This window comes from Bacillus sp. SW14 (assembly GCF_047608225.1).
Classification (GTDB): Bacteria; Bacillota; Bacilli; order Bacillales; family Bacillaceae; genus Bacillus; species Bacillus subtilis_G.
Genome location: NZ_JBLKRW010000001.1, coordinates 1,414,503 through 1,426,877, shown reverse-complemented (window position 1 = coordinate 1,426,877; position 12,375 = coordinate 1,414,503). Strand labels below are relative to the sequence as shown.

General features: G+C 44.5%; 14 protein-coding genes, 1 tRNA gene, 1 pseudogene and 1 other annotated feature. Of the genes and pseudogenes, 4 read left to right on the top strand and 12 right to left on the bottom strand.

All coding sequences use genetic code 11. The features are described 5' to 3' along the window. Positions 1-12: 12 nt before the first annotated feature. Positions 13-260, bottom strand: a binding site (T-box leader). Between the two features lie 425 nt (positions 261-685). The 3 genes and pseudogenes from ACMX2I_RS07270 (at position 686) to ACMX2I_RS07260 (ending at position 2,638) form a co-directional block, all read left to right on the top strand. After that, on the top strand, positions 686-1,012 hold the full coding sequence (locus ACMX2I_RS07270; RefSeq protein WP_087992345.1) for a hypothetical protein: 327 nt from the start codon (positions 686-688) through the stop codon (positions 1,010-1,012). 181 nt (positions 1,013-1,193) lie between these two features. After that, positions 1,194-1,649 (top strand): GNAT family N-acetyltransferase, encoded by a 456-nt coding sequence (locus ACMX2I_RS07265; protein ID WP_414956576.1) that lies wholly within the window; start codon positions 1,194-1,196, stop codon positions 1,647-1,649. Positions 1,650-1,813: 164 nt separating this feature from the next. Then, positions 1,814-2,638 (top strand): annotated as a pseudogene (locus ACMX2I_RS07260) (YsnF/AvaK domain-containing protein). A 64-nt stretch (positions 2,639-2,702) separates the two neighbouring features. Here ACMX2I_RS07260 and ACMX2I_RS07255 read toward each other — a convergent pair. From ACMX2I_RS07255 to sdhC, 12 genes are all read right to left on the bottom strand, one after another. Further along, positions 2,703-2,776 (bottom strand) — tRNA-Arg (locus ACMX2I_RS07255). 130 nt (positions 2,777-2,906) lie between these two features. Next, positions 2,907-3,416, bottom strand: coding sequence for a YfcE family phosphodiesterase (locus ACMX2I_RS07250; protein WP_414956575.1), 510 nt, complete (start codon positions 3,414-3,416; stop codon positions 2,907-2,909). A 15-nt stretch (positions 3,417-3,431) separates the two neighbouring features. Then, positions 3,432-4,028 (bottom strand): XTP/dITP diphosphatase, encoded by a 597-nt coding sequence (locus ACMX2I_RS07245; protein ID WP_414956574.1) that lies wholly within the window; start codon positions 4,026-4,028, stop codon positions 3,432-3,434. A 12-nt stretch (positions 4,029-4,040) separates the two neighbouring features. Then, positions 4,041-4,778 (bottom strand): ribonuclease PH, encoded by a 738-nt coding sequence (gene rph, locus ACMX2I_RS07240; protein ID WP_414956573.1) that lies wholly within the window; start codon positions 4,776-4,778, stop codon positions 4,041-4,043. 110 nt (positions 4,779-4,888) lie between these two features. Beyond that, on the bottom strand, positions 4,889-5,989 hold the full coding sequence (gerM, locus tag ACMX2I_RS07235; RefSeq protein WP_414956572.1) for a spore germination protein GerM: 1,101 nt from the start codon (positions 5,987-5,989) through the stop codon (positions 4,889-4,891). A gap of 115 nt (positions 5,990-6,104) precedes the next feature. Beyond that, on the bottom strand, positions 6,105-6,923 hold the full coding sequence (racE, locus tag ACMX2I_RS07230; RefSeq protein WP_289347829.1) for a glutamate racemase: 819 nt from the start codon (positions 6,921-6,923) through the stop codon (positions 6,105-6,107). Positions 6,924-6,930: 7 nt separating this feature from the next. Then, positions 6,931-7,371, bottom strand: coding sequence for a MarR family winged helix-turn-helix transcriptional regulator (locus ACMX2I_RS07225; protein WP_003222521.1), 441 nt, complete (start codon positions 7,369-7,371; stop codon positions 6,931-6,933). A gap of 247 nt (positions 7,372-7,618) precedes the next feature. Continuing rightward, positions 7,619-7,843 (bottom strand): spore germination transcription factor GerE, encoded by a 225-nt coding sequence (gene gerE / locus ACMX2I_RS07220; RefSeq protein WP_003184172.1) that lies wholly within the window; start codon positions 7,841-7,843, stop codon positions 7,619-7,621. 115 nt (positions 7,844-7,958) lie between these two features. Next, a complete protein-coding gene (locus tag ACMX2I_RS07215) occupies positions 7,959-8,402 on the bottom strand; it encodes an acyl-CoA thioesterase (protein ID WP_414956571.1) in 444 nt (147 codons plus the stop codon). A 59-nt stretch (positions 8,403-8,461) separates the two neighbouring features. Next, the gene (gene sdhB, locus ACMX2I_RS07210) at positions 8,462-9,223 is read right to left on the bottom strand and encodes a succinate dehydrogenase iron-sulfur subunit (RefSeq protein WP_087992358.1); all 762 of its coding nucleotides are present in this window, start codon (positions 9,221-9,223) and stop codon (positions 8,462-8,464) included. Between the two features lie 2 nt (positions 9,224-9,225). Next, the gene (sdhA, locus tag ACMX2I_RS07205; RefSeq protein WP_087992359.1) at positions 9,226-10,986 is read right to left on the bottom strand and encodes a succinate dehydrogenase flavoprotein subunit; all 1,761 of its coding nucleotides are present in this window, start codon (positions 10,984-10,986) and stop codon (positions 9,226-9,228) included. A gap of 33 nt (positions 10,987-11,019) precedes the next feature. After that, on the bottom strand, positions 11,020-11,628 hold the full coding sequence (sdhC, locus tag ACMX2I_RS07200) for a succinate dehydrogenase cytochrome B558 (protein WP_003222512.1): 609 nt from the start codon (positions 11,626-11,628) through the stop codon (positions 11,020-11,022). Positions 11,629-11,920: 292 nt separating this feature from the next. On the opposite strand from sdhC, the gene ACMX2I_RS07195 reads away from it, so the two are divergent. Continuing rightward, on the top strand, positions 11,921-12,367 hold the full coding sequence (locus ACMX2I_RS07195; RefSeq protein WP_087992360.1) for a YslB family protein: 447 nt from the start codon (positions 11,921-11,923) through the stop codon (positions 12,365-12,367). Positions 12,368-12,375 lie beyond the last annotated feature (8 nt).

Below are 12,375 nucleotides of genomic sequence, written 5' to 3'. Positions count from 1 at the left end.
GATGCGATAGCTAAAAGGGGCGAAAAGGCTCTTCTTTCCGCGGTACCACCCTTGTTTACGGCCTATTGAATTAGCCGTCTCATGGATATTTCTATCCGCTTTAATAACGAGTGAATCAAGTTCACCCGGCCAAGTCCTACTATGGTTTCAGACTGGCACTCTGAGGCGAGTTCACCTTGTAAAGCTTTGCCGGTTCTCAGCTAACCCGGTTCTCTGTGGAAAGCTTTATCAAGGCTACTTATCCTCATCTGCGCTTTTCATATTCAGTCTCCGGAACAGCTTTTCAGCTGTTCAAGAAGGTCGTTTGTTTTTTCATTTTTCAGCATCACATTGCGATCATTTTCGCTTGTGAAGCTTGCGTTTATCTTTTGTTGAACTCATATTACGCCGCTTTGGACGCAGTGTCAACAGCATTTTTTAAAATTATTAGACAATTTTGATTAATCAATCTATATTGTATACGCTTTCATTATTGGCGCATAAGGAATTGTAACTATTAAAAGTTTTTATAATTTTTTTATTAATCTAATAAGAATACAACAGAATTTTTCAATCTGATAGAAAACTGTCATAAAATATGACGCGCTATCGTTTTTGATGGAATATATGTATGAAAGATCGGATAGGCACTTCCATTATTCCTCCGGCATACATTGGTGGTATCTTGTAAAGAAAAGGTGATACGATGAATAAATCATTAGCTGACATGCAAGGGTTCCCAGCGGGCTTTCCCACCTTTCCGCAGCCATATTATCCGACAGCTCCTTCCTTTTATCAGCAAAACGATCAGCCTTTTGGAGGCTATGGATACGGACAGCCGTACAGTCAGGCGTACAGCCCGATAAGCACCCCCTCTGCCATGTACTCCTCATTCCCATACGCATCCGGATTTTATGGGCAGCCATTTGCAGGCGCAGGCTATAGCGGCCACGGGGTAGGTTTCAGTATCCCGGCGACGCACGCCGGCGGATTCAGCAGAGCACCTGGCGCTCACGGAGGGTTTCGATATTAAAGCCGAATATTGTTTTCGGCCTCTTTTTTTTGCCTTGAAACGCCTTTCACAAATCAAATCATTCCAAAAATGATTCATACCGGCAGATTTTCTGTCTTTCTATTTGGAAAAAAGACGGAATATGATTATGATGAAATGAAATATGTTCTGATAACCTGCAAGTTTTTGAGGAGGAATAGAATTGCTTATAAAAATAGATAATGTAACTGGACACGAAGTGATCTCATTTGTGAATGAGCATTTACATAGCATGACGCTCATGTCCCCGCCAGAAAGCATCCATGCCTTAGATGCAGAAAGGCTGAGAGGGCCTGAAATGACATTTTGGAGCGCATGGGAGGGCAATGAACTAGCCGGCTGCGGAGCGCTTAAAGAACTGGACAGCCGGAATGGAGAAATTAAGTCGATGCGGACCGCTGCATCCCATTTAAGAAAAGGCGTTGCCAAACAAGTTCTCAAGCACATTCTGAGTGAAGCTAGGAAGCGAGACTATGAGCGGGTAAGCTTAGAAACGGGCTCAATGGCCTCATTTGAGCCTGCAAGAAAATTGTATGAAAGCTTTGGTTTTCAGTACTGTGAACCGTTTGCTGACTATGTTGAAGATCCAAACAGTGTGTTTATGACGAAGAAGCTGTGAACATTTTTACAGGATAGGTAAGTGCAGAGGAGGATCTGACTTATCTATCCTTTTTTGTCCCTTGAAACTCCCCAATGCTTTCAATTTTGTTTATTTCAAAGTTCAGCGGGAATTAAAAACGACATGAACGATAAAATGCAAAATTGATAAAGGAGGAGATTAATATGAAAAGCATAGTTGGTGTATACGAAACGCCGCAGGAAACCATTGCAGCGATTGAAGGCTTAATAACAAAAGGTTTTGATTCTGACGATATTTCGGTTGTGACAAGCCGGTGAGATACAGATTATCTTGAGTCACGCACAGGAACAGAAGTCAATCAAGCCGTCGATGCACATGAGGATGAATCCGAATCATTTTTTGATAAGCTGAAAGATTATTTTACAATGGATGATACTGCCGCACACAGCAAGACATTATCAGATTTGGATATTACGACTGGCGAAATAGAAAATTATCAAGAGGATCTGGATGATGGGAAACTCCTTGTGGCTGTTGATACAGATGCAGAAGTCAATCCACCTATTGATAACGGCAATGCTCTTTCAGGCGGCTTTTCAAGCACAAACGACATGGCGGATTATACAACGAAAGAAGAAAAAACAATGCCGCTGAGGGAAGAACAACTGAAAGTCGATAAGGAAGACGTTCAAACTGGAGAAGTAGAGATTGGAAAAGAAGTGAAAACAGAACAAAGAGATATGGACATCCCGGTGAGACGCGATGAAATTTATGTTGAACGCCGCCCAGTGGATGAAAATACAGCGGACGCTTCTCCCGTCAATGATTCAGAAACGGTTAGAGTTCCAATCGTTGAGGAGAAGCTGGAAGTGACTAAAAAACCGGTCGTCACTGATGAAGTGGTTGTCGGAAAACGGACTGTCGAAGAGAATGAGCACATTTCCGACACCGTGAAAAAAGAAGAGCCTCGTCTCAATAAAGAAGGAAAAGTTGACAGCTTGGATAATGATACGTTAAATAACAAATAAAAGATCATCAACCGACAACAAAAAACCTCAAATCCTTAAAGGATTTGAGGTTTTTCTTTTGGTACGTCCCAGGAGAGATTCGAACTCCCGACCGACGGCTTAGAAGGCCGTTGCTCTATCCAGCTGAGCTACTGGGACACGGTTTGTGTTTTCGTTTTTCGCTTTAACTATCAGCGACAAGATTTATTATATATGGGATGAAGCAATAAGTCAACGGTTTTTTAGTATTTTTTTCATGAGGAAGAAATATTTCTTCCTCATGACATTTTCATAGTGGGACACGGTTTTGCAGATCGTCAATTTCATGACCTGCTTGGTCGTAAAAACGCACTGTTTCGGCGTCATTTTCTAAAGTCAGTATAGCATAGCTTTCTGTCCTGCGCACCCTTGGAAGCCGGATGCTGCCTGGATTAATCATTAGTTTTCCGCGCAGCACTTCGCTTCCCGCGATGTGCGAATGCCCGAAACAGATAATATCCGCTCCGAGCTCCTCTGCACGATAGTATACGTTTAACAAGGTCTGTTTTATACCGTGAAGGTGGCCGTGTGTGACCAGTATTTTTTTTGAACCGGCATTCAGAAGAAGCTCGTTCTTAAAATCGCCTGTAAAATCGCAATTTCCTTTTACAACCTTATAAGGATCCAATGCCGGATGCCCGGTCTCGAGTTCAGAGTCTCCGCAATGAATCATGAGATCAACTTCCGCTTCATGCCGTTTCGCGATGGTTTGGAGTTCTTCTTCAAGCCCATGGCTGTCACTGATAATCAGCACGTTCATGTACAAGCTTCCTCCTTATGCCTCTAAAAGCTTCGACAGCTTTTTAAGCGCGTCAGCCCTGTGGCTGATTTTATTTTTTTCATCACTTGTCAGTTCGGCCATTGTCTGATCTTTATCTTTTACGATAAAGATCGGGTCATAGCCAAAACCGTATTCTCCTCTCGGCTCTTCAGCGATATACCCCTCAACATGACCTTCGACTGTTTTTGTTTCCTCACCGGGGTTACTCACAGCCAGCGCGCATCGGAAACGGGCCGTACGCTGTTCTTTTTCAATTCCTTTCAGTTCGCCGAGCACTTTAACGATATTTGCCTGGTCGTCTTTCTGTTCCCCCGCATAGCGCGCGGAATAAACGCCGGGGCTGCCGCCAAGATTATCGATGGACAGGCCGGAGTCATCCGCAATCACCATTTTATTCACTGCTTTTGCAACAGCTTCCGCTTTCAAAACGGCATTTTCTTCAAACGTATGGCCTGTTTCCTCGATCTCCTCTGTGTATCCGATGTCAGCTAACGATTTGACATCATAGTCTTTTGGTTCAAGGATTTCTTTAAATTCCTTCACTTTTCCCGGATTATGTGTCGCAATGATTGCCTCTTTCATGATGATCAAGCCTTTCTATCATTATTTCAAATCTGGCAGAGAATCACCTAACACTTCTTTTTGTTTATCAATCAGTTCCTGAATGCCTTTTTCTGCAAGACCGAGAAGACCGTTTAGATCATCTCGTGAAAACGTCGCCTCTTCTCCTGTTCCCTGCAGCTCTACAAAACGGCCGCCGCCTGTCATAATGACATTCATATCCACTTCAGCGGAAGAATCTTCTTCATAATTTAAATCTAACAAAATTCCCTGTTCCTTATCAATTCCGACAGAGATCGCAGCAAGAAAATCAGTAATCGGATTTGCCTTGATCGTTCCCGCTTTGAGCAGCTTGCCAATCGCAATTGCCATTGCTAGAAATGCTCCTGTAATAGAAGCAGTTCTTGTTCCGCCATCAGCCTGTATGACATCGCAGTCAATCCAAATCGTCCGTTCACCGAGCTTTTCTAAATCAACGACTGCCCGAAGCGCGCGGCCGATCAGGCGCTGGATCTCCATTGTTCTGCCGGTAATTTTCCCCTTAGAAGACTCTCTGATTGTTCTTTGGTTTGTTGCCCGCGGCAGCATGCTGTATTCAGCTGTAATCCAGCCTTTTCCCCCACCCCGCAAAAACGGCGGCACGCGATCCTCAACAGACGCGTTGCAGATTACTTTTGTATTTCCCGCTGTTATTAGAACAGAACCTTCCGGATGGCTGATAAAATCCAACTCAAATGTGATTGGACGCAGCTCATCATGTTGTCTTCCGTCATGTCTCATGTTTTACCTCCGATTGTATGTACATAAACCATTTTTGTTCCGGAATTGAATAAAGAAAGAGGCAGCCGGAACGCTAACCTCTTTCTTTCTAGTATATCAAAAATTTCAATTTAAAAACTACCCGTATTCACTTGAGATGGTCTGGAGACCGGTTCAGTGAGCTTTTCGCCTTTTTCATTTACAAGCTCTGATTTCCCGTTTACTTTGACGGAAACGCTTTTTACATTCGGCTGCTCCGTTAACGTCAGTACAATGCTGTTCAGCACTTCTGAAGAAATCATTTTTGTCTTTTCATCAGCGCTGCCAAATATGGATTGATTGAAATCTAACGTCACGCGTCCGTCTTTGATTTTCGGCTTGCTGACCAGCTTTACGTCATCACTGAAATCTGTTAACAGCCCGCTCACTTTGCTTGGGCCTTTAGCCAATTCGTTGATCGCTGCAGAAATATCATCTTTTTCAGTATTGTCGATCCGTTTCGTCACAGGCACATAGTACTCACTGTCTTCGTTTTCCGCCAAATAATAAACGGTGAGCGGATGTGTTGCGGTAAGATCATTTACGCCTGATGTTTCCATATTAATCCCGTCTTTACGGCTTAAATCATCCGAGATCGGCGTGCCGCCTACAGGCATTTCCTTCAATTCATGGCCGTTTATTCTCAGCTTCACTTTATCTATCGAACTGAATTGCGTAAGCGTCCACGTCACGGATTGAACAATTTTCTGTTCGTCTTCTTTCTTATAATTTTTAAATTCATTAGAGAAGTCGGCGATTGCAGTTCCATCTTTTTTGATGTCAACGTTAACGGTTGTGTCAGCCGGCAATACGGCTCTGAAGCCATTCGGAAGAATTTCTGACACAGGTCCGCCCTGAACGAGGTATTCAAGCGCCTGCTTAGCCGTGCCTTCACTTTTTGGAAGAGGCAGCGTTTGCGCAACGACATACCCGTTTTTATCAATGAGATAAAGCTCCCTCATGATTGTAGATGCGGCTTGATCCGCTTTGGCGGTATCGTTTTTTTCACTTTCTGTTTTTTCGGCTGCTGTTGTATTTGAATCGGCCCCCGCTTCATCGTTCACGTATGCAACGTCTTGAGGCGGATCAATTTCCTCGGCTGCCTTATCAGATTGAAACAAACCGCATCCGGATAAAAGCAGGGCAGAGGTGAGACAAGTGGCACCAATGACTGCAGGTCCTTTTTTCAGCATACTTTTCCCTCCTAAGGCTGTTTGTACTATTATGTATACGAGCCCTTATCAGGAAATAGACCGAAGAATTCCGGCAAAACAGAAAAAACCCGCAACATAACGTTGCGGGGCAAAGCTATTTTCTAATCGGTTCTTGCAGTGAAGTGCATTCTACATGGCCCACCTCATGGCCAAACCAGTCATTTGCGATTTTCGCAAACTGATCACGTGCTCCTGTTGTCAGGAACTGATGATCCGGAATAATCGGAGACTGGTTCAGCAGCCCTTTATATGAGAGAATCGTGCTGACTTCCCTTGCTGTTTCATCGCCGGACGAAATAATGTTTACGTGCTCTCCCATATATCTCTGAATGGATTCTTTTAAAATAGGATAGTGGGTGCAGCCTAAAATCAGTGAATCAATCGATGTGTCTTTTAACGGATACAGGGATGTTTTGACAATCTCGTCTGCTGTCTTGTCAAGAAACTTTCCGCTTTCTACAAAAGGCACAAGCAGCGGGCAGGCAAGGTTCTCAACCTTCAGGTCAGAATTTAATGCCAAAAGCGCCTCTTCGTACGCATTGCTCTTAATTGTATTCTCTGTGCCGATGACTCCGATATGCTGATTTTCCGTCACTTTTATCGCTGCTCTCGCACCCGGCTGGATCACTCCGACCACCGGTATACCGACGTTTCGCTGGATGTCTTCCAATGCGATCGCTGTTGCTGTGTTGCAGGCGATCACGAGCATTTTAATGTGGTGGTTTTCGAGTAAATAATTCGTCAGCTCCCACGTATATTGAAGCACTTCTTCTTCAGGACGCGGCCCGTATGGACACCGTTTCGTATCCCCGACGTAGATAATATTTTCTTTTGGTAGCTGTCTCATGATTTCCTTTGCAACGGTTAAACCGCCAACCCCGGAATCAATGACTCCTATTGGTTGCCCCAACAAAATCGCCTCATTTTCTCTTCATTTCATGCTGCAGTTTCATCAATGATTTTTCGAAGATGGCTATTTCTTCATCTGTAAACGTTTCGAACATATCACGCAGATATTCCTGCCTTTTTGTAATGACCTCTTGAATAATCCGTTCTCCTTCAGGCAGCAGATGTATCCGGACCACACGTCTGTCCGCCGGGTCCTTGACCCGCTCGACAAGCTCATTTTTTTGCATGCGGTCGATTAAATCCGTTGTCGTGCTGCATGCCAGATACATTTTGCCCGATAGTTCGCCGATTGTCATATCTCCTAGTTCATAAAGCCATTGCAGGCCGACAAATTGCGGCGGCGTAATTGCATATTGGTTAAGGATTTCTCGTCCTTTTTGCTTAATGATCGCGGCAATGTGGCGGAGTGACTTTTCAATATCCGCAACATGCTCCAAAGGTTTTGATGTCATTTGTCCATCCCTCACTCAAGGATCTCTTACGCACAAAAGCGTTCCGTGTCTATTTTCCTTCTTTTTTGAAGAAAATGCAAGACTCGCGCGAGAGAATTAGAGGACTTTAGGCAAACAACATCAAATAGCAAAAACTGTTTTAAGCTTGCCATCCAAGTTTTGCATAGCATTCCAAATATGGTTTCAAACGTTCCAAACAAACAGCAATAACCGGCTCCTTCCTGAAAAGAAGGAATACCGGCAAGGATTAAAGCTCTAGCTCACCCATTCTAAGAAGCTCAACAACGGCTTGCGAACGCCCTTTCACACCCAATTTCTGCATGGCATTTGAAATATGGTTTCGAACGGTTTTCTCACTGATAAATAGCTCGCTTGCAATCTCCTTTGTTGTCTTATCTTGAACGAGCAATTCGAACACTTCTCTTTCTCTTTTCGTTAGCAGCGGCTTCGATTGAAATTCTTTCTCCTTCAAGTATTGTAACCCTCCTTGCTAAGGTGAGAGCGAATCAGAAACGAATGGGTTTTGATATAGTCAAGATATCTTATGTAAGAAGGGCACAGGAGGTGACGTTTACAAGAGAATTAGTTTATGGTGTATGGAGGAGCATTTCTTTCTCCTCATCCGTCCAGCTGACAGTCTTGCCGCTTTCCTTTGAAACTTGGACCATCACAACTGCTCCGGTGAAGCAGGGCTCGCCTTCCCGATTTTCTCCGAGATAATGCAAGGTAAGGGATGAGCTGCCGACGGCGCTTGTTTTCACATAGATACGCAGCTCTTCATAAGGCATGACTTGCCGCAGATAATCGCATTGCTGGCTTGCCACGACCGTCATAGTCTGTTTGTTTTGATTCATCATATTCAGCTTTTTAAAATAAGAAATCCGCGCCTCCTCAAAGTATATAAAAGGCGTTACATTATTCATATGTCCAAACATGTCCGTCTCGGAAAATCGCACGGATACTTCATTAAAAAAAGAAAAGGACGCTTTCCATTGTTGAAACGGCATATCAATATAAGCGGGAAGCTTCATCTTTACTCATCTCCTTATGGTTAAAAAAACCTCTCCCATGCGGAAGAGGTTTTTTCTTCTTATACTCTGTCGCTTCCGAAGAAATTGCGGAATGCTTGTAAGTTTGTATCTCTGTTTAAGGCTGCAATCGAAGTGGTGAGCGGGATGCCTTTCGGGCAAGATTGAACGCAGTTTTGCGAGTTGCCGCAATCTCCAAGGCCGCCTTCATCCATCAGTGCGTCTAACCGCTCAGATTTATTCATGGCGCCTGTCGGATGTGCGTTAAACAGGCGGACTTGAGACATCGGTGCCGGCCCCATGAACTTCGATTTGCTGTTCACATTCGGGCAGGCTTCGAGGCAGACGCCGCACGTCATGCATTTTGATAATTCATATGCCCATTGACGGCGTTTTTCCGGCATTCTCGGCCCTGGTCCCAAATCGTGCGTACCGTCAATCGGTATCCACGCTTTTACTTTTTTCAATGAATCAAACATTCTGCTCCGGTCAACCTGCAAATCACGCACGACCGGGAACGTTTTCATTGGTTTTAAGCGGATCGGCTGTTCAAGCTGGTCGATAAGCGCCGTACAAGACTGGCGTGGCTTTCCGTTTATGACCATTGAACATGCGCCGCACACTTCTTCAAGACAGTTCATGTCCCATGTAACAGGGGTTGTCTTTTCACCTTTAACGTTAACCGGATTCCTGCGTATTTCCATCAGAGCGGAAATGACGTTTAGGTTCGGGCGGTATGGAACCTCAAATTCTTCATCGTAAGGCGTGCTGTCGGTTGTATCTTGCCGTGTGATAATAAATCGTATGGTTTTTTGTTCACTCATGATTATTTCGCCACCTTCTTCTTCGAGTAATCCCGTTTCCGAGGCGTTATCAGTGATACATCGACATCCTGATACTCAAATTCTGGCGCTTCATACGGGCTTACATGTTTAGCCATTGTTGTTTTGAGCCATTCATCATCATTACGTTCAGGATAATCCGGTTTATAATGGGCGCCCCTGCTTTCATTGCGGTTGTAAGCGCCAAGGGTAACCACCCTCGCAAGCTGAAGCATGTTCGAGAACTGGCGTGTGAACATCGCCCCCTGATTGCTCCATTTTGTCGTATCATTGATGTTAATCTTTTTAAACCGCTCCATTAATTCCTGAATTTTGTCATCCGTTTTCAAAAGCTTATCGTTATGGCGGACAACCGTTACGTTTGCCGTCATCCACTCACCGAGCTCTTTGTGAAGGACATAGGCATTTTCGGTTCCGTCCATGCTCATAATGTCAGCCCATTTTTCTTCTTCTTTTTTGACGTGAGCGTCGAATAAAGAGGAAGACATGTCTTCTGCTGAAGATTCTAAGCCATTTACATATTTCACGGCATTCGGTCCGGCCACCATTCCCCCGTATATCGCGGAGAGCAGGGAGTTCGCTCCCAAACGGTTGCCGCCGTGCATAGAGTAATCACATTCCCCAGCCGCAAACAGTCCCGGGATGTTTGTCATTTGATTGTAATCCACCCATAAACCGCCCATTGAGTAATGAACCGCCGGGAAGATTTTCATTGGAAGCTTCCGCGGGTCATCTCCCATGAACTTCTCATAAATTTCAATGATGCCGCCGAGCTTAATGTCAAGCTCTTTGGGATCTTTGTGGGACAGATCAAGATACACCATGTTTTCGCCATTAATGCCGAGCTTCTGGTTGACACACACATCAAATATTTCGCGTGTCGCAATATCACGCGGCACCAAATTTCCGTAAGCCGGGTATTTTTCTTCCAGGAAATACCACGGTTTCCCATCTTTATATGTCCACACGCGTCCGCCTTCACCGCGCGCCGATTCACTCATCAGTCTTAGTTTGTCATCGCCCGGTATGGCTGTCGGGTGAATTTGAATGAATTCTCCGTTTGCATAATACGCTCCCTGCTGATAAACGATCGACGCAGCAGATCCTGTATTAATCATGGAGTTAGTCGATTTTCCAAAAATGATTCCCGGTCCGCCCGTCGCCATGATGACAGCGTCTGAACGGAAGGATTCAATTTGCATGTTTGTCAGGTTTTGCGCAACAATTCCGCGGCAGGTTCTGTCATCATCCAATACAGCGCCAAGGAATTCCCAGCCTTCGTATTTTGTAACCAGACCCGCAACTTCGTATCTGCGCACTTGCTCGTCCAGTGCGTAAAGCAGCTGCTGTCCCGTTGTCGCACCCGCATAAGCTGTTCTGTGGTGCTGTGTACCCCCGAATCGGCGGAAATCCAGCAGGCCCTCAGGCGTCCGGTTAAACATGACGCCCATCCGGTCTAATAAGTGGATGATAGAAGGCGCCGCGTCACACATCGCTTTGACCGGCGGCTGGTTCGCAAGAAAGTCTCCCCCGTATACAGTGTCATCAAAATGCTCCCACGGAGAGTCGCCTTCCCCTTTTGTGTTGACCGCTCCGTTTATGCCGCCTTGCGCGCAAACCGAATGAGAACGTTTGACAGGAACGATGGAAAAAAGCTTAACCGCCATTCCTGATTCCGCTGCTTTAATTGTCGCCATGAGGCCGGCAAGACCCCCGCCGACTACGATAATGCTTGATTGACTCATGATAGCCCCTCTCCCTCTAGTAATCTAGTACTCTTATACAAATGCGAAAATCGCTTTTAAGCCTACGTATGACAGTGCAACAAAAATAATCAGCGTAACGTATGTCGAAATTCTTTGAGAACGAGGCGTTACCGTAATGCCCCATGTAACAGCGAAAGACCATAAACCGTTCGAGAAGTGGAAAATTGTTGATAAAACACCGACAATGTAGAAGCCAAGCATAGCCGGAGAGCTCAAAATATTCGCCATCATGTCGAAATTGACCTCAGCGCCCATTTGTGCTGCAATACGGGTTTCCCACACATGCCAACTGACGAAAATGAGGGTGATGATACCGGTTACACGCTGCAGGACGAAGAGCCAATTTCTCATATAGCTGTATTGACCTGCGTTATTTTTTGCAGTAAACGCTATGTACACACCATAAACTGCATGATAAATTAATGGTAAGAAGATAATAAAAATTTCCAATGCATACCTGAAAGGCAAACTATCCATAAAATGAGCAGCACTATTGAATGCTTCAGCGCCCCTTGCGGCAAACTGGTTGACGACTAAATGCTGAATGAGAAAGATGCCGACCGGTATGACGCCAAGCAAGGAATGCAATCTTCGAAAATAAAACTCTCTGTTCCCAGACATTACTTTACCCCCTGTTTGATAAGTGCGAAATGTGCTAAATCTCTTCCCCCACTTCTTTCAATTGTAAGCACTTTATTAAGATTTATTGACAATTTCATTTTACTCCTCCCTCAAAAGGGCGTCAAGAAAACGCGTACATAAATTACAATTTTCCGAATTAATTAGTTGATTTAAAAATTTTATTTTATCAATATATATTTCTCCCTTAATTTTTCATAAGAATTACAGGATCATTCTGTAATCCTCCCCCCTCTTTGGGCTATAATATACGAAGGAGAGAGGGGAGACAGCTATGAAGTCTAAATTTGAAGGATCTATTGACAATCTAAAAGAAATTGAAATGAACGCCTATGCCTACGAACTAATACGAGAGATCGTTCTCCCAGATATGCTTGGCCAAGATTACTCTTCCATGATGTATTGGGCAGGGAAACATCTCGCCCGTAAGTTTCCTCTTGAATCATGGGAGGAATTTCCGGCCTTCTTTGAAGAAGCGGGCTGGGGAACCCTCACTAACACAAGCGCTAAAAAACAGGAGCTTGAATTTGAACTTGAAGGGCCGATCATTTCCAACCGCCTTAAACATCAGAAAGAACCATGCTTTCAGCTTGAAGCTGGTTTTATCGCTGAACAAATTCAATTGATGAATGACCAGATTGCCGAATCATATGAACAAGTGAAAAAGAGAGCCGATAAAGTGGTTCTGACTGTGAAATGGGATATGAAAGACCCTGTGTAACCAAAAAG

What these genes read in the sequence shown, in the direction of transcription:
- ACMX2I_RS07270 (WP_087992345.1), top strand. Translation starts at nt 686, where the DNA reads ATGAATAAATCATTAGCTGACATGCAAGGGTTCCCAGCGGGCTTTCCC.
- ACMX2I_RS07250 (WP_414956575.1), bottom strand. Translation starts at nt 3,416, where the DNA reads ATGAACGTGCTGATTATCAGTGACAGCCATGGGCTTGAAGAAGAACTC.
- rph (WP_414956573.1), bottom strand. Translation starts at nt 4,778, where the DNA reads ATGAGACATGACGGAAGACAACATGATGAGCTGCGTCCAATCACATTT.
- gerM (WP_414956572.1), bottom strand. Translation starts at nt 5,989, where the DNA reads ATGCTGAAAAAAGGACCTGCAGTCATTGGTGCCACTTGTCTCACCTCT.
- ACMX2I_RS07225 (WP_003222521.1), bottom strand. Translation starts at nt 7,371, where the DNA reads ATGACATCAAAACCTTTGGAGCATGTTGCGGATATTGAAAAGTCACTC.
- ACMX2I_RS07215 (WP_414956571.1), bottom strand. Translation starts at nt 8,402, where the DNA reads ATGAAGCTTCCCGCTTATATTGATATGCCGTTTCAACAATGGAAAGCG.
- sdhB (WP_087992358.1), bottom strand. Translation starts at nt 9,223, where the DNA reads ATGAGTGAACAAAAAACCATACGATTTATTATCACACGGCAAGATACA.
- sdhA (WP_087992359.1), bottom strand. Translation starts at nt 10,986, where the DNA reads ATGAGTCAATCAAGCATTATCGTAGTCGGCGGGGGTCTTGCCGGCCTC.
- sdhC (WP_003222512.1), bottom strand. Translation starts at nt 11,628, where the DNA reads ATGTCTGGGAACAGAGAGTTTTATTTTCGAAGATTGCATTCCTTGCTT.
- ACMX2I_RS07195 (WP_087992360.1), top strand. Translation starts at nt 11,921, where the DNA reads ATGAAGTCTAAATTTGAAGGATCTATTGACAATCTAAAAGAAATTGAA.